This window comes from Microbacterium sp. UCD-TDU, from assembly GCF_000340625.1.
Taxonomy (GTDB): domain Bacteria; phylum Actinomycetota; class Actinomycetes; order Actinomycetales; family Microbacteriaceae; genus Microbacterium; species Microbacterium maritypicum.
In genome coordinates this window covers 413174-433359 of sequence record NZ_KB454447.1, presented here as the reverse complement: position 1 = coordinate 433359, position 20186 = coordinate 413174, and the positions used below count along the sequence as shown (strand labels likewise).

The following is a 20186-nucleotide window of genomic DNA, read 5'->3' as shown; positions in this document are numbered from 1 at the left end:
GACGAGCTCCCGCTGAGCCGACCGGTCAGACCTCGACCGACGCCTTGCTGCGGCTCTCGCGGATGCGGGCGTCGCGTGCCTTGAGCTGCGGCTCGTTCTCGCGGAACAGCGAGTAGAGCGGAGCAGCCACGAAGAGCGTCGAGTAGGTCGCCACCAGGATGCCGACGAAGATCGACAGCGAGATGTCGGTGAGCGACTCCGCACCGAGCCAGAAAGCGCCGATGAAGAGCACGGCGCCGACCGGCAGCGCTGCGACGACCGAGGTGTTGATGGAGCGCACCAGCGTCTGGTTCACGGCGAGGTTCACCGATTCACCGAACAGACGGGCGGACTTCTCCCCGTCCTCCGTGGTGTTCTCCCGGATCTTGTCGAACACGACCGTGGTGTCGTACAGCGAGTACGCGAGGATCGTCAGGAAGCCGATCACCGCCGCGGGCGAGATCTCGAAGCCGGCCAGCGCGTAGACGCCCACCGTGATCACGAGCACGTCGAGCAGACCGATGATGGCCGCGGCCGACATCTTCCACGTGCGGAAGTAGATCGCGAGGATCAGGAAGGTCAGCGCCAGGAAGATCGCAAGACCCCACAGCGACTGCTTCGTGACGTTCTCGCCCCAGGCCGGGCCGATGAAGGAGGAGGTGACGGCAGACGGCTCGACGCTGTAGGCCTTCGCCAGCGCCTCGCCGACCTGCTGGGTCTCCGCGGCGCTCATCTGGTCGGTCTGGACGCGGATGTCCGTGCCGTTGACCACGACGACCTTCGTCGCCGCTCCGGGCACGACCGACTGCACCGCGGTGGTCGCGGTGTCCTGTTCGACGCTGTCCGGCGCCTGGACGGTGAACTGCGATCCCCCGGTGAACTCGATCGAGAACTGGATAGGGCGGATCAGGGGCACGAGTGCCGATCCGACCACGAGAACGATCGCGATGATGAACCACAGACGCCGCTTGCCGACGAACGGGAAAGAGGTCTTCCCCGAGTAGAGGTTGTTGCCGAACTCATTCATGGAAGGCATCAGGCATCTCCCTCACTTCCGGCGTTGGTGGGTCTGTCACCCGCGAGGGCCTCGGCGCGCTTGCGTTCGGCGATGGTCTGTCTGCGATCCGCCTCACCGCGGGAGCGGGCGTTCTTTGCGCCCCGCCCTGCGGATGCCGTGGTCACCTCGCGATACTGCGAGCGACTGCGGTACACGGCGCCCAAAGCCTCGGGGTCGAGACCGGAGAGCTTGTGGCCTCCGCCGAAGAACCGCGTGCGTGCGAGCAACTGCATCACGGGATGCGTGAAGATCACGAAGATGAACACGTCAATGAGCGTCGTGAGGCCGAGCGTGAACGCGAAGCCCTTCACCGTGGCGTCGGCCAGGATGTAGAGCACGAGCGCCGCGAGGATGTTGATGGACTTCGAGATGTAGATCGTGCGCTTGGCGCGACCCCAGCCGTCTTCCACCGCAGAGGTGATCGACTTTCCATCACGGAGTTCGTCTCGTATTCGCTCGAAGTACACGATGAATGAGTCGGCCGTGAAACCGATGGAGACGATCAGACCGGCGACACCGGCGAGCGACAGGCGGAAGCCGATGCGCCACGCCAGGATGCAGATGATGATGTAGGTGAGGATCGCCATCACCGCGATCGACGCGATGATCACCGACCCGAGCGCGCGATAGACGATCAGCGAGTAGATCGCCACCAACGCGAGACCGATGAGTCCGGCGATCAGACCGATCTGCAGCTGCTGAGTGCCCAGCGTGGCCGAGATCGTGTCGGAGCTCTGCACCGTGAAGCTGAGCGGAAGAGCACCGAACTTGAGCTGGTCTGCGAGGGTGGTCGCGGACTCCTGTGTGAAGCTGCCCGAGATGCTCGGCTTGCCGTCGAGGATCTGGCCGTTCATGCGCGGCGCGCTGATCACGTTGCCGTCGAGCACGAACGCGAACTGATCGCGCGGCGTGAGCCCGTCGATGCGGTTCTGGTTCAGACGGGTGCTGACCTTGCCGAAGGCATCGGCCCCGTCGCCGTTCATCGTGAGCTGGACGAGCCACGCACCCGACTTCGGATCGCGACCGGCCGAGGCATCCGTGATGGCCGTGCCGTCGAGTTCGGCAGGTCCGAGGATGTACTTCGCCGTCCCGTCCGCCGAGCAAGCGATGAGCGGCTGATCCTTCGGCGCCTTCGCGGCGTTGTTGTCGGGGTTCGCGCAGTCGTACGCCTGGAACTCCGCGGCCAGCTTGTCCGTGACCCAGGAGAGGTCGCTCGCATCGGTCGGCTCGGCCGTCGGAGTCGAGTTGAGCCCCGGGTCCGGGCTCGGATACGGCGTGGAGTTGCCGTCCTCGCCGACGAACTCGTTGGTCGCCGCCGTGGTGTACAGAACGGGGCGGAACTCGAGCTGAGCGCTCGACTGGATCCGCTCCCGCGTCTGCGCATCGGCCTCACCCGGGATCTGGACGACGATGTTCTGTCCGCCCTCGGTGGTGATGTCGGCCTCGGCGACACCCGAGGCGTCGACGCGCTGACGGATGATCGCCGCGGCCTGATCGAGCTGCTCGGTCGAGGGGGCGGCGCCGTCCTCGGTCTCCGCGCTCAGGACGATCTGCGTGCCGCCCTGGAGGTCGAGGGCCAGCTCAGGCGACCACGAGCTCGCGGCCTCCCCGTTGCTGTCCTTGAAGACGTACACGCCCAGCGCGTTGATGCCGAAGAGCACGCCCGTCACGAGGAGCAGGCCGAGAAGGACCCGCCAGGCGTGACGGACGGGAGAGGATGAAGCCACGTGTGTTCAGCTTTCTGGAAGGACGGAGATCCGAGCGGCCGCGTCGGCCCCGGGCTTACTTGTCGTCGGCGTCGCGCTCGAGGCGGGCGCGGGTCTCCTCGGGAGTCTCGACGGCCGGAGCGATCGACTCGTCGGCGACCTGCTCCTCGACGATCTCATCGGCCGACGCGTCGACGACGGCGTCCTTGGGCTCGACGACGCGCAGGATGGCCTGGCTGTGGACGTCGATGATGGTGCCGGGAGCGATCTCGACCAGCGCCGGCGTGTCGAGGTCCTCGGGGTCGTACGCGACGATCGTCCCGTAGATGCCACCCTGCAGGAGCACCTTGGCGCCCGGAACAGTCTTGGTGGCCTTCTCCTCCTGCTCTGCCTTCATCTGCTTCGTGCGCTTGCGCGTGTTGAAGATCATGAAGACGAGGAGGACGGCAAGAAGGCCGAAGAGCAGGAATTCCATGGGCATGGGGGAAGCGCCTTTCTCAGGTGCACGCTCCAGCCTTTGGGCGCGCGAAGGTAACCGGGAAGTCTCCAGCGATTATAGGTCATCCAACGTAAGCATCCCGTCCGGATGAGCGACGCCCAGATGCGCGTACGCCTCCGGCATCGCGACACGGCCACGGGGAGTGCGTCCGAGGAACCCGATGCGCACGAGGTAGGGCTCGACCACGCTCTCCACCGTCTCGGCCTCCTCGCCGACCGCCACCGCGAGTGTGCTGAGCCCGACCGGGCCCCCACGGAATCGACGCACCAGGGCTTCCAGCACGGCACGGTCCAGGCGGTCGAGGCCGATCGGATCGACGTCGTAGAGCTCCAGCGCCGCACGGACCTCTCGGATGGTCGCCACTCCCCCCGTGTGCACCAGGGCGTAGTCACGCACACGGCGGAGCAGGCGGTTGGCGATGCGTGGTGTGCCGCGCGAGCGGCGGGCGATCTCGGAGAGCGAATCCGTCGGCAGATCGACACCGAGTACGGCCGCCGAGCGGGCGATCACCTGTTCGAGCTCGGACTCCTCATAGAACTCCAGGTGCCCCGTGAAACCGAAGCGATCACGCAGGGGGTTCGGCAGCAGACCGGAGCGCGTCGTCGCGCCGACGAGGGTGAACGGCGAGAGCTCGAGCGGGATGCTCGTCGCCCCCGCACCCTTGCCCACCATGATGTCGATGCGGTAGTCCTCCATCGCGAGGTAGAGCATCTCCTCCGCGGAGCGCGCCATCCGGTGGATCTCATCGATGAACAGGACTTCGCCTGGCACCAGGCTCGACAGCAGAGCGGCGAGGTCTCCGGCGTGCTGGATCGCCGGACCACTGGACAGACGCAGTGGACGCTCGCTCTCGTGTGCCACGATCATCGCGAGCGTCGTCTTGCCGAGCCCCGGAGGCCCGGCCAGCAGGATGTGGTCGGCCGGGCGGCTCTGGATGCGTGCGGCCTCGAGGAGGAGCTGCAGCTGACCGCGGACCTTCTGCTGTCCGACGAACTCCCCCAGGCTGGTCGGACGCAGCGCGCCCTCGATCGCGAGCTCGGTCTCGTCGGACGGCTCGCTGGCGTCGAGATGGTCAGACACGCGCTTGTCCCCCCTGGGCCGGGCCGAGGAGGGCGAGCGTGCGTCGCAGGAGCGAGGCGACCGATGCGCGCTCCGCATCCGTGGCCTCTGCCGCCGTCTGGGCCGCGGCTTCCGCGGCGACCTTCTCGGACCAGCCGAGGCCGACAAGCGCTGCGGCCACCTGCGTCACGACGTCGGTTCCGCCCGCGGCGGCCGGCTTCGACGGCGCCGCGAAGGCCTGCACCTTACCGGCGAGCTGCAGGACGATGAGCTTGGCCGTCTTGGGCCCGATGCCGGAGACGCGCCGGAACGGGGCGTCGTCCTCGGCCGTGACCGCTTCGGCGATCTGATCGGCAGTGAGGTGCGAGAGCACGCCCAGCGCCGACTTCGGACCGACGCCGGTGACGCTGATGAGAAGTCCGAAGATCTCCAGCTCCCCCCGGTCGGCGAATCCGAACAGCGACAGGGAGTCCTCCCGCACGATGAGGCTGGTGTGCAGCAGGAGCTTCTCCCCCACGACCGCTGTGTGCGCGACGTCAGCGGGGACGGCGACGGCGAATCCGACCCCGCCCACGTCGATGACGACCTGATCGGATGTCGCATGCAGGACGACACCGTGCAGAGAGGAGATCATCCCCTCAGCCTACGGTGTCGCTCGTAAGTATGTTCGACCGACACGCTTCTCGGCATCGGCCCAGGCGCGCTGTGCGGGAGTCAGCGCCGCCTGGCCGGAAGATGATGCGGCTCCGCCGCGGCGCCACGCGTGACAGAGGGCGATCGCCAGGGCGTCGGCGGCATCGGCCGGCTGCGGCAACTCGTCCAGGCGCAGGATGCGCGCGATCATGGTCTGCACCTGTCGCTTGTCGGCTGCGCCGTATCCCGTGACAGCCGCCTTGACCTCGCTCGGAGTGTGGGTCGCAGCGGGCAAGCCGGACTCGGAGGCGATCAGCAGCGCGACGCCGCTGGCCTGCGCCGTTCCCATGACCGAGTGCGTGTTCTGCTGGGCGAACACGCGCTCGACGGCCACCGCGTGCGGACGATGCTCGGCGATCACGGCGCGGATCCCGGCGGCGACGATCGAGAGACGATCGCCGATCTCCGTGTCCGGCGATGACCTGATCACACCGACGTGCACCAGAGTCCCGCGGCGCGAGCCGTCGACGTCGACCACGCCGACACCGCACCGCGTGAGCCCCGGATCGATGCCGAGCACACGCAGAGAGGAGGTCACTCCCCCAGGCTAAGCCGCAGGACCGACACCGGCCGCTCGGCGCGCCTACGCCTCGTCGTTCTCCAGTTCGGCCTGGACCTCGGGGGTCAGATCGAAGTTGGTGAACACGTTCTGCACGTCTTCGCTGTCTTCCAGGGCGTCGATCAGACGGAAGATCTTGCGCGCCGTGTCGGCGTCGATCTCGACCTTGAGGTTCGGGACGAACTCGACGTCGGCCGATTCGTAGTCGATCCCCGCTTCCTGGAGCGCGCTGCGCACGGCCACGAGGTCGGTCGCCTCGGTGATGACCTCGAAGCCCTCGGCGTGCGGCTCGATCTCCTCGGCACCCGCCTCGAGCGCCGCCATCATGACGTCGTCCTCAGAGGTGCCCTCGGAGCCGACGACGATGACGCCCTTGCGGCTGAAGTTGTAGGCCACGCTGCCGGGGTCGGCCAGCGTGCCGCCGTTGCGACTGAGAGCCGTGCGCACCTCGGCGGCCGCGCGGTTCTTGTTGTCGGTCAGACACTCGATCATGAGCGCGACACCGTTGGGACCGTAGCCTTCGTACATGATCGAGAGGTACTCGACGGCCTCGCCGCCGATACCTGCGCCGCGCTTCACCGCGCGATCGATGTTGTCCTTCGGGACAGAGGTCTTCTTCGCCTTCTGCACCGCGTCGAAGAGCGTCGGGTTGCCCGCCAGGTCAGGCCCGCCGAGCTTCGCGGCGACCTCGATGTTCTTGATGAGCTTGGCCCAGGACTTCGCGCGCCTGGAGTCGATGATGGCCTTCTTGTGCTTCGTGGTCGCCCACTTGGAATGCCCGGACATAAGTCTCCGCTCGTCGTATCCGCGTGAGCTCGCGCTCAGCGCGTCGTCCATTCTATCGAACGGCGCGGGTGGCGCAGGATGGAGGAATGCGCAGATCACGACACATCGCTCCTGCACGGCTCTCCTCGCAGGTGCGCGACGGCGAGCCGACACCGGCCGACGCCTTGCGCTACCTGGTCCATCTGCCGGAGGACTACGACGCCGATCGGGAGAAGCTCTGGCCCCTCGTGCTGTTCCTGCACGGTGCCGGAGAACGAGGTTCCGACATCGATCTCGCCGCCGTGCACGGCCCCCCGATGCTGGCGGATGCCGGCCGCGAGTTCCCCTTCGTCCTCGTCACGCCCCAGTGCGCGGAGTCGAGTCAGTGGGTCGCCGAGGTCTCGACGCTGTCCGCACTGCTCGACGAGGTCGTCGCAGCGCACCGCATCGACCCGGCGCGCATATCGGTGACCGGACTCAGCATGGGCGGGTTCGGGACCTGGAGCCTGGCGGTGCGCTATCCCGAGCGGTTCGCCGCGATCGCACCGATCTGCGGCGGACTGTGGATGCAGAGCGCCGCGCCTGTGCGCAGCCTGCCCGTCTGGGCGTTCCACGGCGACGCCGACGACGTCGTGCCGATCTCCGCCACCGAGCAGATCGTGACCGAGCTCCGGTCGCTGGACGCCGACGTGCGGTTCACGCGATATGCGGGCGTCGGTCACGATTCCTGGACCGAGACGTACGCGAACCCCGAGTTCTACCACTGGCTGCTCTCGCACCGCCGGAACGATCCCGACTCCGAGGGCACCGCACGATGAACACAGGAGCTGATCGCCTCCGGCCCGCATGGACGGCGCTTCCTCCGTCGTTGCGCGCACAGATCGTCAGGGCGCTCGGAGGCGACTTCGTGACCGACCGGCCCGCTCACGGCGGCTTCAGCGCCTCCTATGCGGGCGTCGTGACGACCACGGCGGGTCATGCCTTCGTCAAGGCCTGCGGTGCCGACTGGCACGCGGACTCGCTGCACTTCCTCCGCGAGGAGATGCGCACGCTCGTCCAGCTGCCGTCCTCGGTCGCTCCGCGCCTCCTCGCCGCCTTCGACGACGCCGCGGGTGCCGCACTCGTCATCGAGGCGATCGATGGACACCACCCCGGTCGACCATGGACGGTCGAAGATCTGCACGCCGTGGCTGAGTCTCTGCGAACGCTCTCGACCACCGCCGCGCCGTCGGAGATGCCGCGAGCGGAAGACCGCATGATCCCCGGCTTCACCCGGTGGGCGGAGATCGCCGCGGATCCGCGTCTCCTCGACGCTCTGCCCCACGAGCTGCCGGCGCGGATGCCGCAGCTCCTGCGGATCGAGGAGCACCTCGGCGACGCCCTGCACGGCGACGTCATCGTGCATGACGACGTGCGCGCAGACAACATCCTCATCCGCGGCGCACGAGCGCACCTGCTCGACTGGCCGCATGCGCGCCGGGGTGCTGCGTGGGTCGACCTGCCCTGTCTGCTGCCGAGCATCGAGGCGTCGGGTGGGCCGACCTGCGAAGAGGCGTGGGCTGTCTTCGAAGACCACGATGCGCCGTCGCAGACCGAGTTGCTCCCCGTGATCTCCGCGTTCGCGTCGTTCCTCTGGTACCAACAGGCACAGCCGGAGATTCCGCAGCTCCCTGGCCTTCGCGCTTTCCAGCGCGCGCAGGCGGTTCCGGCGCTGCACTGGCTCGCCACGCTGCTCTGATCAGACGCGCGGTGTCACCATCGCGCGTCGGCGCGCTTCGACCCGCGCGAGGAAGCGCTCATGGAAGCGCTTCTCGCCCGTGATCTCGGGATGGAAGCTCAGCCCGAGCAGTTCTCCCTGCTCCACCGCGACGACGCGACCGTCCGGCAACGCCGCCAGCACCTGGGCACGCGGACCGACCGACTCGACCACGGGGCCGCGGATGAACGCCGCAGACACGGGCTCCACACCGAGAGCGGGGACGTCGAGCTCGGCCTCGAAGGACTCCACCTGACGTCCGAAGGCATTGCGGCGGACGACGACGTCGAGCCCGCCGAACGATTCCTGCCCGTCGATCGCATCGACGATGTCATCGGCGAGCATGATCAGTCCCGCACAGGTGCCGAGCACCGGCATCCCTGCCGCGATCGCGTCGCGGATCGGCTGCTGCATCCCGAAGATACGGGAGAGCTTGTCGATCACGCTCGACTCTCCACCCGGGATCACGAGGCCACCCACCGACGACAGCTCGTCGGGACGACGCACCAGAACCACGTCGGCGCCGAGGCCCGTGAGCAGGGCGGCGTGCTCGCGCACGTCGCCCTGCAGCGCGAGGACACCGACCCGAGTGCTACCAGCCACGCTCGGCGAGGCGGTGCGGTGCCGGGAGGTCGCTGACATTGATGCCGACCATGGCCTCGCCGAGACCCCGCGAGACCTCGGCGATGACCTTGGCGTCGTCGAAGAAGGTCGTCGCCTTGACGATCGCCTTCGCGCGCTCGGCGGGGTTGCCCGACTTGAAGATCCCGGATCCGACGAACACGCCGTCGGCGCCGAGCTGCATCATCATCGCCGCATCCGCAGGGGTCGCGACTCCGCCGGCCACGAACAGCACGACGGGGAGCTTTCCGGTCTCGGCGATCTCGGCCACGAGCTCGTAGGGTGCCTGCAGATCCTTGGCTGCGACGAACAGCTCGTCCTTGGGCAGCGCGGTGAGCGCGGCGATCTCGCCGCGGATCTTGCGGATGTGCTTCATCGCCTCCGAGACATCACCGGTACCGGCCTCACCCTTGGAGCGGATCATGGCCGCGCCCTCATTGATGCGACGCAGCGCCTCGCCGAGGTTGGTCGCACCGCACACGAACGGCACAGTGAAGCCGTACTTGTCGATGTGGTTCACGTAGTCGGCGGGCGAGAGCACCTCGGACTCGTCGATGTAGTCGACGCCGAGCTCCTGCAGGACCTGCGCCTCGACGAAGTGCCCGATGCGGGCCTTTGCCATGACGGGGATCGACACCGCGTCGATGATGCTGTCGATCATGTCGGGATCGCTCATGCGCGAGACGCCGCCCTGCGCACGGATGTCGGCCGGCACGCGCTCGAGCGCCATGACGGCGACGGCGCCGGCGTCTTCGGCGATCTTCGCCTGCTCTGCCGTGACGACGTCCATGATGACGCCGCCCTTGAGCATCTCGGCGAGTCCGCGCTTGACGCGCGAGGATCCGGTGGTTGTCTGCTCTGCCATGGGGAACTCCTGTCGGATGCACCGAAGTCGGTTTTGATCTAGGTCAAACATAGCACTGTCCGATTCGACCTAGAATCGCTGAGGAGGACCATGAGCGACCAGATCACAGGCACCACCGCATCGGACATCGCCGACAGCGTGCGTTCCCTGCGCGATCGCGGAATCCTCCACGCCGGTGCAGTCCTCCCCCCGGTGCGGGAGCTCGCGGCCACGCTGGGCGTGAACCGGAACACCGCCGTCGCGGCCTATCGACAGCTCGCCCAGGCGGGTCTGGTGATCTCTCGCGGCCGCGCGGGCACCGTCGTCGCCGGCCTCGAAGCGGTGGCGCAGGAGGGGTACGCCTCCGACACGGTGCTCCGCGACATCGGCACCGGGAACCCGGATCCACGGCTCATCCCCGACCCTGCGCCCGCGCTGATGACCATCGCATCGCGTCCGGTGCTCTACGGCGAACCCGTGATCGACGAAGGCCTCGAGCAGTGGTCGAGCCGGTGGATCACCCGCGATCTCGCGGAACACGACTTCCGGATCACGATCACGAGCGGCGCGGTCGATGCGGTCGAGCGCCTGCTGGCGCAGGCCCTGATGCGCGATGACGCCGTCGCGCTGGAAGACCCCTGCTTCCTGGCGAGCATCCATACGGTACGACTCGGCGGGTACCGCGCGATTCCCGTGCCCGTCGATGCCGAGGGGATGACGGTCGACGGCCTGCGTTCCGCGCTGGCGGCCGGAGTCCGCGCCATCATCTGCACGCCACGGGCACAGAATCCGACCGGAGCGAGCCTCACCGCATCCCGGGCCGCTGAACTGCGCGGCGTGCTCGCCGACCATCCCTACGTCCTGATCATCGAGGACGATCACTTCTCGATGCTCTCGCAGCGGCCGTACGAGTCGCTCATCGGGCCGGACCACCGACGGTTCGCTCTCGTGCGCTCCGTGTCGAAGTTCCTGGGACCCGATATGTGCCTGGCCATCGCGGCGACCGACGCCGAGACCGCCGAGCGCCTCGCGATGCGGCTGAGCCCCGGCACCACCTGGGTCAGCCACCTCCTGCAGCGTCTCGCCCTCACCCAGCTCACCGACGAGACGGTGCGGGCAGAAGTCGCCTCTGCCGCGGCGCACTACGCGCAGCGGAACGCCGCATTCGCCGCCCGGCTGCGCGCGAACGGCATCGAGGCCACGGCATCCGACGGGTTGAGCCTGTGGGTGCGGTTCCGCCAGCCCGCACGCGCCGTCGCCGATCGGCTCATGCGGCGCGGGTGGCTCGCCCGCACCGGAGACGACTTCGCCCTCGACGAGAAGGCCGAGCCCTCGCACCACCTGCGCCTGACCGTGCACGACCTCTCCGAGGACGAGGCCGAGTCCCTGGTCGCAGATCTCGTCGCCGCGGGGCGATGACCATCCACGGCGGGCATCGGCCCGCCCAGAACGAAAGAGCCGGAGAATGAAGATCCTCTCCATCCAGTCAGCCGTCGCCTACGGGCACGTCGGCAACTCCGCCGCCGTGTTCCCGCTGCAGCGCATCGGCGTCGAGGTGCTCCCGGTCTACACCGTGACATTCTCCAACCACACCGGCTACGGCGCCTGGCGCGGCCCGCTGATCGCGCCCGACGACGTGCGCGAGGTCATCACGGGAATCGAGGAGCGCGGCGTGTTCGACCGGATCGACGCGGTCCTCAGCGGCTACCAGGGTGGTGAGGGCATCGGCGACGTCATCATCGACGCCGTCGCACGGGTCAAGGCCGCAAACCCGAACGCCGTCTACGCGTGCGATCCCGTCATGGGCAACGCGAAGTCCGGCTGCTTCGTCGCACCCGCCATCCCGGTGCTGCTGCGGGAGCGCGTCGTCCCGGTGGCCGACATCATCACGCCGAACCAGTTCGAACTCGGCTTCCTCACCGACACCGAGCCGGACACGCTGGAGTCCACCCTCGCCTCTGTCGATCTCGCACGCGCCATGGGTCCACGCACCGTGCTCGTGACGAGTGTCGAACGCCCCGACCGCGAAGAGGGCACGATCGAGATGCTCGCCGCCGACGACGACGGCGCGTGGGTCGTGCAGACCCCGCACCTGCCGATGAAGGCGAACGGCTCCGGCGATGTGACCGCAGCGTTGTTCACCGCACACTACGTCGAGACCGGAAGCGCGAAGATCGCTCTCGAGCGCACGGCGTCCAGTGTGTACGACCTGCTCAAGGCGACGCTCGAATCCGGTGAGCGCGAACTGCAGCTCGTCGAGGCCCAGGAGTTCTACGCCCACCCGCGGATGCAGTTCACGGCACGTCAGGTGCGCTGAACCCCGTCGGCTCGCTCACCGCTCGCCCGACGGCCCCTGGCCTGTCGGGCGAGCGGGGCTGTCGGTCTCAGCTGCCGGATTCCGGCCAGGCCGCCGCGACGGCCTCGCGCACCTCGCCGAGGAGCTGCGGAAGCGCCTTGGTCTTCGCGATGATCGGGAAGAAGTTCGCATCCGACGTCCAGCGCGGTACCACGTGCTGATGCAGATGGGCGTCGACGCCCGCTCCGGCCACCGCACCCTGGTTCATCCCGAGGTTGAAGCCGTCGCAGCGTGACACCTCGCGCAGCACCCGCATGGCCGTCTGCGTCAGCGCGCCGATCTCGGCGACCTCCTCAGCCGTGGCCTGGTCGTAGGTGGCGATGTGGCGGTAGGGGCAGACGAGCAGATGTCCCGAGTTGTAGGGGAAGAGGTTCAGCAGCACGTAGGCCGTCTCTCCCCGGGCGACGACCAGCCGCTCCGCATCCGGGAACTTCGGCGCCTCGCAGAACGGGCACTCCTCGCGAAGCGGCTCTGGCCCTGCCTGGATGTACGCCATCCGGTGCGGGGTCCACAGCCGCTGGAACTCGTCCGGGACTCCTGCGAGCACTCCGGCATCCTCCAGCGGCTGCGCCCCCTCGGTCACGCCAGATCCCCTGCCTTCAGCACGAGCGCGTGGGACGCGATGGCGGCGCCGATACGACGCACCGCATCCTCGACCGGGACACCGTTCTCCTGTGTGCCGTCGCGGAAGCGGAACGACACGGTCCCCGCGGCACGATCCTGCTCCCCGACGATGAGGATGACGGGGACCTTCGCCGTCGTATGGGTGCGGATCTTCTTCTGCATGCGGTCGTCCGAGTGGTCGACATCGGCCCGGACCCCCGCCGCGCGCAGCTGCGCGATGACGTCGTCCAGATAGTCGCCGTACTGCTCCGCGACCGGCACACCCACCACCTGGCTGGGTGCGAGCCAGAGCGGGAAGTCGCCGGCGTAGTGCTCGAGGAGGATCGCGAAGAACCGCTCGACGGAGCCGAGGAGTGCACGGTGGATCATGACCGGCCGGTGCTTCTGGCCGTCGGGACCGGTGTACTCCAGTTCGAACCGGTCCGGCTGGTTGAAGTCGAGCTGGATCGTCGACATCTGCCAGGTGCGGCCGATCGCGTCACGCGCCTGCACGGAGATCTTGGGACCGTAGAAGGCCGCTCCGCCGGGGTCGGCGACCAGTTCGAGCCCGGACTCGATCGCAACCTCACGCAGCGTGTCGATCGCCGTCGACCACTGTTCCGGCTCGCCGAGGAACTTCGGGTTGCCCTCTTCGTTCGTCGACAGCTCGAGGTAGAAGTCGTTGAGTCCGTAGTCGCGGAGCAGGTCGAGGACGAGGTTCAGGTTGGTGGTGAGCTCTTCCTTGACCTGGTCCTGAGCGACGTAGATGTGCGCGTCGTCCTGCGTCAGGCCGCGCACGCGGGTCAGGCCGGACAGCGTGCCGCTCTTCTCGTAGCGGTAGACCGTGCCGAACTCGGCCAGTCGCAGCGGCAGCTCGCGGTAGGAGCGCCCGCGCGAACGGAAGATGAGGTTGTGGAACGGGCAGTTCATCGGCTTCAGGTAGTAGTCCTGCCCCTGCCGGGTGACGTTGCCCTCCTCATCGACGACCTCGTCGAGGTGCATCGGCGGGAACATGCCGTCTGCATAGGTCTGCAGGTGACCCGACGTCATGAAGAGATCCTTCTTCGTGATGTGCGGGCTGTTCACGAGGTCGTACCCGTTGCGCAGCAGGTGCTTGCGCAGGTTCTCCTCGATCTCGTAGCGGATGATGCCGCCCTTGGGATGGAACACCGCGAGTCCGGAGCCGATCTCGTCCGGGAAGGAGAACAGGTCCATCTCGGCACCGAGCTTGCGGTGGTCGCGGCGCTCCGCCTCGGCGATGCGCTCCTGATAGGCGCGCAGCTCTTCCTTGGTCGGCCAGGCCGTGCCGTAGATGCGCTGCAGCTGCGGGTTCTTCTCACTGCCGCGCCAGTACGCGGCGGCGATGCGGGTGAGGTCCCAGCCGTTGCCGATCATGCGCGTGTTCGGCAGGTGCGGACCGCGGCAGAGGTCCTTCCAGACGACCTCGCCGTCGCGGGTGGTGTTGTCGTAGATCGTCAGCTCACCCTCGCCGACCTCGACGGACGCGCCCTCGGCGGCCTCCTGGGCGCCCTTGAGCCCGATGAGCTCGAGCTTGAACGGCTCGTTCGCGAGCTCGGCACGAGCCTCCTCGTCGGTGACGACACGGCGGACGAAACGCTGGCCCTCGCGGACGATGCGCTGCATCTCCTTGCTGATGGCCTTGATGTCCTCGGGCGTGAACGGGGTCTCGACGCCGAAGTCGTAATAGAACCCGTCGGTGATGGGCGGACCGATGCCGAGGTTCGCCTGCGGGTTGATGCGCTGTACGGCTTGAGCCAGCACGTGGGCAGCGGAGTGACGGAGAATGCTCAACCCATCCGCGCTGTCGATCGTGACCGGTTCGATCACGTCGGTGTCGGTCACGGTCGTGGCGAGATCCTTGAGATCGCCGTTGACGCGCATCGCGACGACGTTTCGGTCAGTGAACAGGGCGAAGCCGTCATTCGGCCGGGCGTTTTCAGGCACAGAAACTCTCCATCTGGGTCGGTACCAGGTTACTCGCCCGGCAGGGCCCTCCTGACCGCCACACGGGCGAAGATCACCGGCACGGATGTGCCTCTCCGGCGGGTTCAGCCCCGGCGATCGGCTCCGCCCGACGCGATCACGATTCCCGACTCGTAGGCGTCGATCACGAGCTGCGCCCGATCGCGCGCCTGCAGCTTCGACATGATGCGATTCACATGGGTCTTCGCCGTGTGCGGTGAGATCACGAGGTCGTCCGCGATGTCCTGATTCGAAGCTCCGCCCGCCACGAGGAGCAGCACTTCCCGTTCGCGTTCCGTGAGCTGGCGCAACGGCTCGCTGTTCCAGGCCTCGGCGCGTGGATGCTGTGGCAGCACCGAGCGTTCGATCAGCGACCGCGTCGCCGCCGATGACAGGAGCGCCTCTCCGCGATGCACCACTCGCACGGCACCGACGATGTCCTCCGGCTCCGCACCTTTGCCGATGAACCCGCTGGCGCCGGCACGGAGGGCGGCCTCGACGTAGTCGTCCTCCTCGAAGGTCGTCAGGATGAGCACGCGCGGCGCCGTGGCCAGCGGCGCGCTCATGATCTGCGCGGTAGCGGCGATGCCGTCGAGCTCCGGCATCCTGATGTCCATCACGACGACGTCCGGCATCCATCGGCTCACCGCGGAGACCGCCTCCCGCCCGTTCGCCGCCTCGCCGACCACCTCGATGCCGCCGTCGGCGAGGATGTCGCTCACGGCCTGCCGCACCAGCGGCTGGTCATCGACGACGAGCACCCGGATCATCGTGCGCCTCCCTCGAGGGGGATCCGAACGTCCAGACGGAACGCGCCGTCGGCGGTGCCGGCCTGCACGTCTCCGCGGACGGCGACGACCCGCTCGCGCAGCCCGCGCAGCCCGTGGCCACCGGCATCCGACACGGAGCCCGGTTGCGCAGGCGTCTGATTGACGACGACGAGGCGGAGCGCATCGTCCTCCACCCGGAGACGAACGCGCGCCGAGCCGTCCGCCCCATGCTTGTGCGCATTCGTCAGACCTTCGAGGACCACGAGGTAGGCGACGTGATCACTGGCCGGCGACAGGGCGGGTCGGTCGAGATCATCGTCCAGATCGACGTCGAGCCCCGCCTCGCGAAACCGCCTGACCAGCCCATCGAGACCGGCCAGCCCGACCTGCGGGCGCAGGTCGCGCACGTCGTCCGGATCGTCGGAGCGCAGCAGCGCCATCAGTCCGCCGATGTCGGCGAGCACGGTACGGGAGGAACGTCGGATGGTCGTCAGGGCCTCGCGCGCACGCTCTGGACGGACCTCCAATGCGGACGACGCGACGCCTGCATTGAGACTGATGACCGAGATCTGATGGGCGACGACGTCGTGGAGGTCCCTGGCGATGCGCACCCGTTCCTCCGCGACCCGACGCCGTGCTTCCGTATCTCGCCCCTGCTCGGCGCGTTCCGCTCGTTCCGTCATGGCGCGCACGAACTCGCGTCGCGACCTGGCCGCGTCTCCCAGCGCCCCGGCGAGGGCGATGATGAAGACGAACTGCAGCGCGCGGGCATCGAGGAGGTCTCCGCCGAGCGGGACCGCGCTGACGAAGAAGACGAGCACCGTCGCCGCGCTCACCGCGATGATCCCGACGAGTCGTCCACGGCGGTCCACGACGGCGTAGGCGCTGATCGCGGTGGCGATGAGCGCGCTCGGCGACATGACGCCCGTGAGCGCCAGGACCACCGCGCACAGCAGGCTGAGAGCGAGCATGGCAAGGGGGAACCGGCGACGGAAGAGCATCGCGGCCGCGGGGACGAGGGCTGTGACGAGCATCCAGCCGCTCGCACGGAAAGCGTCGTCCGGGAACGGGGACACGGCGAACAGGACCACCACGACCACGGCGATCGCGTCGCCGACCGGCGCCGGGATTCGCGGAGGACGAGGTGCCGACATCACACCAGTATTCCTCGCGACGCTGGCACGGGGATCCCCCGACGGGATGAGCTGCGTGTACTGCGCTCGCAGTACACGAGTGTCCGCGGTAGGGCGACGCGCGGACGGATGCCAGACGGCACGCTGGATGAGGGCGCACATCGCGTGCGCCGAGAGGGGTCGGCATGAAGAAGCCAGTCAAGAGGGTGCTCGTCGCGCTCACATCCGTCGTGGCCGTGATCGCGCTCGGTCTGACGGCCACCACCGTCGGCAATGCGGTGGCCACCACGATCGAACAGGATCGCATCGAGCCCTACGGCCAGAAGGTCACCGTGGACGGGCACGACATGAACGTCATGATCACCGGTGAGGGTCCAGAGGACATCGTGCTCCTGCCGGGGTTCGGCACCGCATCGCCCGTGCTCGACTTCGAGCCGCTCGTCACCGATCTCGCGCGCGATCATCGCGTCATCGTGGTGGAGCCGTTCGGCTACGGGCTGAGCGACGGCACGGACCGCGCCCGCACCACCGACAACATCGTGACGGAGACGCACGCCGCCCTGCAGGAGCTCGGCGTCGACGATTACGTCCTGATGGGACACTCCATCGCCGGCATCTACGGCATCCAGTTCGCGAACCGCTATCCCGATGAGGTCAGGGCGTTCGTGGGCATCGACAGCAGCGTGCCCGGCCAGCCCGGCTCGGACACCGAGCTGCCGGTCGGACTCTTCGGTGCCGCGAAGAACCTGGGACTGGTTCGACTCATCGCCTCCTTCCGTGGCACGGGCTACGACGAATCCGTCTACTCCGCGAGGGCACGGGAGCAGATCGCCCTGCTCACCGACCGGAACACGTTGAGCCCCACCTACCTGAATGCGATGTCTCTGCTTCCGGCGAACTTCGAGGATGCGCTCGGCACGAGCTTTCCTGAGGATCTCCCCCTGCTGCTGTTCGTCGTCGCCGACAACCCGTCCGTCCCCACGTGGCTGCGGTTGCACGAGGAGCAGGCCGAGGCGGTCGCCGACGGCACGGTGGTGCCGCTCGACGGAGAGCACTACCTCCATCACACCCACGCCCCGAGGATCGTCGACGAGTTCCGCTCCTGGGAGCGCACACGGATGTCCGCCACCCAATGACGTGTCCCCGCGCAGGTGAGGCGGCGGAAGCGGCGAGCAGGCGAACATCACGTAACGTGAACGGATGGACAGAGCAGTCGCACGATGGATCCTGGCGATCGCGCTCGGCGCGATCGGAGTCGGCCACTTCCTGAGCACCCGGGGATTCCGCGTGGTGGTGCCGGACTGGGCCACGCGCCTCACCAGGCTCGACAAGGACACGATCGTGATCGCATCCGGTGCCGCCGAAGCCGCGCTCGCCGCCGGACTGCTCGCCCTGCCGAAGGAGCGCCGCCGCATCGGCTGGGCGACCGCGGCCTTCTTCGTCGCCGTGATGCCGGGGAACATCCACCAGTGGCGAACCCGGCGCTCGACGCCGGGACTCGACACGGATGCCCGGCGTTTCGGCAGGCTGTTCCTGCAGCCGCTCCTCGTGCTGTGGGCGCTGTGGTCGACGGGCGGCGACGCCCCGCGTCGTGGCAACCGCCGTCGGGGCTGAGCGACCCACCATGACCACGCATTCCAGGAGAATGGTCCCATGACGTCCCCCTCGATCGTGTGGTTCCGCGATGACCTCCGACTCGCAGACAACCCCGCACTGCGGGCAGCGATCGACCGAGGAGAACCGGTCATCGCCCTGTACGTCTTCGACGAGGAGTCGCCGGGCATCCGTGCCATCGGCGGCGCAGCCCGCTGGTGGCTGCACCATTCGCTGGCCTCTCTCGACGAGCGTCTCCGCGACCGTGGTGGTGCCCTCGTGCTGCGTCGCGGCCCGGCCGAGCGCCTCGTCCGCGAAACGGTGACCGAAGTCGGAGCGGGTGCCGTGTTCTGGAACCGCCGGTACGGGGGTCCGGAGCGCGAAGTCGACTCGGCGCTGAAAAGCTCGCTCCGGGCCGATGGACTCGAGGTCGCCTCCTTCGCCGGCTCGCTCCTCCACGAGCCCTGGACGGTCAGAACCGGAGGCGGCACGCACTACTCCGTGTTCACGCCGTTCTGGCGGGCCTGCCTCGCGCTGCCGGCGCCGCGTTCCCCTCTGCCCGAGCCTCGGTCGATCCTCGGTCCGACGCACATGCCGCCATCGGACACGCTCGACGACTGGAATCTCCTGCCCACGACCCCTGACTGGGCCGAGGGGCTGCGCGAGACGTGGGAGCCGGGAGAACCCGCCGCGCGACAGCGGCTGAAGGACTTCCTCGAGCATGACCTTCCGTCATACGACCGCGCGCGGGACGAACCGTCCGCCGGGGCCACCTCGTTGCTCTCCCCCCACCTCCGATGGGGAGAGATCAGCCCGTTCACGGTCTGGCACGAGGCGGTCGGCGTCGAAGGCGCCGGTGGATTCCTCTCCGAGGTCGGCTGGCGCGAGTTCGCCTGGCACACGCTGTACCACTCCCCCGATCTCGCGAGCGAGAATCTGCGGCCGGAGTTCGACGCCTTCCCCTGGCCGCCGTTGAACCCCGCCCACCTGGACGCGTGGCAGCACGGAGAGACGGGCGTTCCCCTCGTGGATGCCGGCATGCGTGAGCTCTGGCGCACCGGCTACATGCACAACCGGGTCCGCATGGTGGTGGCATCCTTCCTCGTGAAGAACCTGCTCATCGACTGGCGCCTCGGAGAGGAGTGGTTCTGGGACACGCTCGTCGACGCCGACGAGGCCAACAACCCCTTCAACTGGCAGTGGGTCGCCGGCTCCGGAGCCGACGCTGCGCCCTACTTCCGCGTGTTCAACCCCGAGCTCCAGGCGAAGAAGTTCGACCCGCAGAGCCTCTACATCTCGCGCTGGGCCGCCGATGCCCCCACCGAGCCGATCGTGGACCTGGCCGAGACGCGGAAGGTCGCGCTCGCCGCCTACGAGCAGGTCAAGCGCGCACCGCGCACAGGACGCGGCTGACGAGAGCGGCGCCCACGACCGGATGGACGAATCGAGTCGCCGACGCCGTCCATGCCAGACTGGAGTCGTGACCGATTCCAGGAAGCCAGCCGTCGTTCGCGGCTTCGCTGCTTCGTCACTGGCGATCTTCGTCGCTCTCGCAGGTCACGTCTCGGGCGGCGGGCAGATGCCCGGAGCGCTCGGCATCGCCGTCCCGTGGGTGTTCTCGTTCATGGTCTGCGTGCTGCTCGCCGGTCGTTCTCTGTCACTGATCCGCTTGAGCATCTCCGTCGCGGTCAGCCAGTTCCTGTTCCACACGCTGTTCGTGCTCGGCACCGTCACGCCGTCCGGCGTCGCCACCCCGCACGTGCATGGGGCGCCCCTGGTGATCCCGGCGACGGCCGGTGTCCCCGAGGCCGTCACCGCCGATGCGTCCATGTGGCTCGGACACGCGATCGCCGCACTTCTGACGGTCGCCGCGCTTCATCGGGGCGAGCGCCTGGTCTTCGCCCTCCGCGATCTCGCCGTGCAGGTGGTCCGCTGGCTGCGTCGCCGCGTCGATCACGTCCTCGTGCTTCCGGTCGCCCCGGTCGCCGGCCGCCTGCGCGGTCGGTTCGATCTCGAGCGCGCCGTGGGCCTCGTCCTCCTCGCCACCCTCAGGGGTCGCGCTCCGCCTCTCTCCGCTGCGATCTGATCCGCGCCCTGTACCGGCTCGACCGGTCCTGTGGTGCGTCACCGCCGTGCGCCATCGATGCGCGCGGGTTTCTGAACGCTTGCATGAACGTCGCGCACGCGACGTCTGATGAGAGGCCATTCCC

Annotated in this window: 21 protein-coding genes; 8 read left to right on the top strand and 13 right to left on the bottom strand. The window is 68.2% G+C overall.

Features of this window, described 5'->3' with window-relative positions; genetic code table 11:
• Positions 1 to 25 precede the first annotated feature (25 nt).
• From secF to D514_RS32380, 7 genes are all read right to left on the bottom strand, one after another.
• Positions 26 to 1015, bottom strand: coding sequence for a protein translocase subunit SecF (gene secF / locus D514_RS32410; protein WP_017830539.1), 990 nt, complete (start codon positions 1013 to 1015; stop codon positions 26 to 28).
• The gene (secD, locus tag D514_RS32405; protein WP_017830538.1) at positions 1015 to 2763 is read right to left on the bottom strand and encodes a protein translocase subunit SecD; all 1749 of its coding nucleotides are present in this window, start codon (positions 2761 to 2763) and stop codon (positions 1015 to 1017) included. Before secD ends, secF begins: the two co-directional genes overlap by 1 nt.
• 55 nt (positions 2764 to 2818) lie before the next feature.
• A complete protein-coding gene (yajC, locus tag D514_RS32400; protein WP_229778902.1) occupies positions 2819 to 3223 on the bottom strand; it encodes a preprotein translocase subunit YajC in 405 nt (134 codons plus the stop codon).
• A gap of 72 nt (positions 3224 to 3295) precedes the next feature.
• Positions 3296 to 4321, bottom strand: a complete 1026-nt coding sequence (gene ruvB, locus D514_RS32395; RefSeq protein WP_017830536.1) for a Holliday junction branch migration DNA helicase RuvB — start codon at positions 4319 to 4321, stop codon at positions 3296 to 3298.
• Entirely contained in the window at positions 4314 to 4934 is a 621-nt protein-coding gene (gene ruvA, locus D514_RS32390) for a Holliday junction branch migration protein RuvA (protein WP_017830535.1), read from the bottom strand. Before ruvA ends, ruvB begins: the two co-directional genes overlap by 8 nt.
• 9 nt (positions 4935 to 4943) lie before the next feature.
• A complete protein-coding gene (ruvC, locus tag D514_RS32385; RefSeq protein ID WP_031206117.1) occupies positions 4944 to 5531 on the bottom strand; it encodes a crossover junction endodeoxyribonuclease RuvC in 588 nt (195 codons plus the stop codon).
• A gap of 45 nt (positions 5532 to 5576) precedes the next feature.
• Entirely contained in the window at positions 5577 to 6338 is a 762-nt protein-coding gene (locus tag D514_RS32380; protein ID WP_017830533.1) for a YebC/PmpR family DNA-binding transcriptional regulator, read from the bottom strand.
• An 86-nt stretch (positions 6339 to 6424) separates the two neighbouring features.
• On the opposite strand from D514_RS32380, the gene D514_RS32375 reads away from it, so the two are divergent.
• Positions 6425 to 7135: a PHB depolymerase family esterase gene (locus tag D514_RS32375; RefSeq protein WP_017830532.1), complete on the top strand. Its 711-nt coding sequence runs from the start codon at positions 6425 to 6427 to the stop codon at positions 7133 to 7135.
• Entirely contained in the window at positions 7132 to 8055 is a 924-nt protein-coding gene (locus D514_RS32370) for a phosphotransferase (RefSeq protein ID WP_017830531.1), read from the top strand. The genes D514_RS32375 and D514_RS32370 overlap by 4 nt, the downstream gene beginning before the upstream one ends.
• On the opposite strand, the gene pdxT is transcribed toward D514_RS32370, so the two are convergent.
• Both pdxT and pdxS read right to left on the bottom strand, forming a co-directional pair.
• Positions 8056 to 8676 carry a pyridoxal 5'-phosphate synthase glutaminase subunit PdxT gene (gene pdxT / locus D514_RS32365; RefSeq protein ID WP_031206114.1) on the bottom strand — a complete coding sequence of 207 codons (621 nt, stop codon included), beginning with the start codon at positions 8674 to 8676 and terminating at the stop codon, positions 8056 to 8058.
• Positions 8666 to 9559 (bottom strand): pyridoxal 5'-phosphate synthase lyase subunit PdxS, encoded by an 894-nt coding sequence (gene pdxS, locus D514_RS32360; protein WP_017830529.1) that lies wholly within the window; start codon positions 9557 to 9559, stop codon positions 8666 to 8668. Before pdxS ends, pdxT begins: the two co-directional genes overlap by 11 nt.
• Positions 9560 to 9649: 90 nt before the next feature.
• Between pdxS and D514_RS32355 the strand changes: the two genes are divergently transcribed.
• Both D514_RS32355 and pdxY read left to right on the top strand, forming a co-directional pair.
• The gene (locus D514_RS32355; protein ID WP_017830528.1) at positions 9650 to 10957 is read left to right on the top strand and encodes an aminotransferase class I/II-fold pyridoxal phosphate-dependent enzyme; all 1308 of its coding nucleotides are present in this window, start codon (positions 9650 to 9652) and stop codon (positions 10955 to 10957) included.
• 46 nt (positions 10958 to 11003) lie between these two features.
• The gene (pdxY, locus tag D514_RS32350; protein ID WP_017830527.1) at positions 11004 to 11855 is read left to right on the top strand and encodes a pyridoxal kinase PdxY; all 852 of its coding nucleotides are present in this window, start codon (positions 11004 to 11006) and stop codon (positions 11853 to 11855) included.
• A 67-nt stretch (positions 11856 to 11922) separates the two neighbouring features.
• On the opposite strand, the gene D514_RS32345 is transcribed toward pdxY, so the two are convergent.
• The 4 genes from D514_RS32345 to D514_RS32330 all read right to left on the bottom strand — a co-directional run bounded on the left by D514_RS32345 (position 11923) and on the right by D514_RS32330 (position 16404).
• A complete protein-coding gene (locus D514_RS32345; RefSeq protein WP_017830526.1) occupies positions 11923 to 12477 on the bottom strand; it encodes an HIT domain-containing protein in 555 nt (184 codons plus the stop codon).
• On the bottom strand, positions 12474 to 14399 hold the full coding sequence (gene thrS, locus D514_RS32340; RefSeq protein WP_236610988.1) for a threonine--tRNA ligase: 1926 nt from the start codon (positions 14397 to 14399) through the stop codon (positions 12474 to 12476). Before thrS ends, D514_RS32345 begins: the two co-directional genes overlap by 4 nt.
• Positions 14400 to 14566: 167 nt before the next feature.
• Positions 14567 to 15250: a response regulator transcription factor gene (locus D514_RS32335; protein ID WP_017830524.1), complete on the bottom strand. Its 684-nt coding sequence runs from the start codon at positions 15248 to 15250 to the stop codon at positions 14567 to 14569.
• Complete coding sequence (locus D514_RS32330) at positions 15247 to 16404, bottom strand: sensor histidine kinase (protein ID WP_017830523.1); 1158 nt, start codon at positions 16402 to 16404, stop codon at positions 15247 to 15249. Before D514_RS32330 ends, D514_RS32335 begins: the two co-directional genes overlap by 4 nt.
• 164 nt (positions 16405 to 16568) lie before the next feature.
• On the opposite strand from D514_RS32330, the gene D514_RS32325 reads away from it, so the two are divergent.
• The 4 genes from D514_RS32325 to D514_RS32310 all read left to right on the top strand — a co-directional run bounded on the left by D514_RS32325 (position 16569) and on the right by D514_RS32310 (position 20062).
• Positions 16569 to 17519, top strand: a complete 951-nt coding sequence (locus D514_RS32325) for an alpha/beta fold hydrolase (RefSeq protein ID WP_017830522.1) — start codon at positions 16569 to 16571, stop codon at positions 17517 to 17519.
• 64 nt (positions 17520 to 17583) lie between these two features.
• On the top strand, positions 17584 to 17997 hold the full coding sequence (locus D514_RS32320) for a hypothetical protein (RefSeq protein ID WP_017830521.1): 414 nt from the start codon (positions 17584 to 17586) through the stop codon (positions 17995 to 17997).
• Positions 17998 to 18036: 39 nt separating this feature from the next.
• Positions 18037 to 19389, top strand: coding sequence for a deoxyribodipyrimidine photo-lyase (locus tag D514_RS32315; RefSeq protein ID WP_017830520.1), 1353 nt, complete (start codon positions 18037 to 18039; stop codon positions 19387 to 19389).
• Positions 19390 to 19456: 67 nt separating this feature from the next.
• Positions 19457 to 20062 (top strand): hypothetical protein, encoded by a 606-nt coding sequence (locus D514_RS32310; RefSeq protein ID WP_017830519.1) that lies wholly within the window; start codon positions 19457 to 19459, stop codon positions 20060 to 20062.
• Positions 20063 to 20186 lie beyond the last annotated feature (124 nt).

What these genes read in the sequence shown, in the direction of transcription:
- pdxS (WP_017830529.1), bottom strand. Translation starts at nt 9,559, where the DNA reads ATGGCAGAGCAGACAACCACCGGATCCTCGCGCGTCAAGCGCGGACTC.
- yajC (WP_229778902.1), bottom strand. Translation starts at nt 3,223, where the DNA reads ATGCCCATGGAATTCCTGCTCTTCGGCCTTCTTGCCGTCCTCCTCGTC.
- D514_RS32380 (WP_017830533.1), bottom strand. Translation starts at nt 6,338, where the DNA reads ATGTCCGGGCATTCCAAGTGGGCGACCACGAAGCACAAGAAGGCCATC.
- D514_RS32370 (WP_017830531.1), top strand. Translation starts at nt 7,132, where the DNA reads ATGAACACAGGAGCTGATCGCCTCCGGCCCGCATGGACGGCGCTTCCT.
- D514_RS32315 (WP_017830520.1), top strand. Translation starts at nt 18,037, where the DNA reads ATGACGTCCCCCTCGATCGTGTGGTTCCGCGATGACCTCCGACTCGCA.
- D514_RS32335 (WP_017830524.1), bottom strand. Translation starts at nt 15,250, where the DNA reads ATGATCCGGGTGCTCGTCGTCGATGACCAGCCGCTGGTGCGGCAGGCC.
- ruvA (WP_017830535.1), bottom strand. Translation starts at nt 4,934, where the DNA reads ATGATCTCCTCTCTGCACGGTGTCGTCCTGCATGCGACATCCGATCAG.
- D514_RS32355 (WP_017830528.1), top strand. Translation starts at nt 9,650, where the DNA reads ATGAGCGACCAGATCACAGGCACCACCGCATCGGACATCGCCGACAGC.
- D514_RS32325 (WP_017830522.1), top strand. Translation starts at nt 16,569, where the DNA reads ATGAAGAAGCCAGTCAAGAGGGTGCTCGTCGCGCTCACATCCGTCGTG.
- D514_RS32330 (WP_017830523.1), bottom strand. Translation starts at nt 16,404, where the DNA reads ATGTCGGCACCTCGTCCTCCGCGAATCCCGGCGCCGGTCGGCGACGCG.
- thrS (WP_236610988.1), bottom strand. Translation starts at nt 14,399, where the DNA reads ATGCGCGTCAACGGCGATCTCAAGGATCTCGCCACGACCGTGACCGAC.
- D514_RS32320 (WP_017830521.1), top strand. Translation starts at nt 17,584, where the DNA reads ATGGACAGAGCAGTCGCACGATGGATCCTGGCGATCGCGCTCGGCGCG.
- pdxY (WP_017830527.1), top strand. Translation starts at nt 11,004, where the DNA reads ATGAAGATCCTCTCCATCCAGTCAGCCGTCGCCTACGGGCACGTCGGC.
- secF (WP_017830539.1), bottom strand. Translation starts at nt 1,015, where the DNA reads ATGCCTTCCATGAATGAGTTCGGCAACAACCTCTACTCGGGGAAGACC.
- D514_RS32375 (WP_017830532.1), top strand. Translation starts at nt 6,425, where the DNA reads ATGCGCAGATCACGACACATCGCTCCTGCACGGCTCTCCTCGCAGGTG.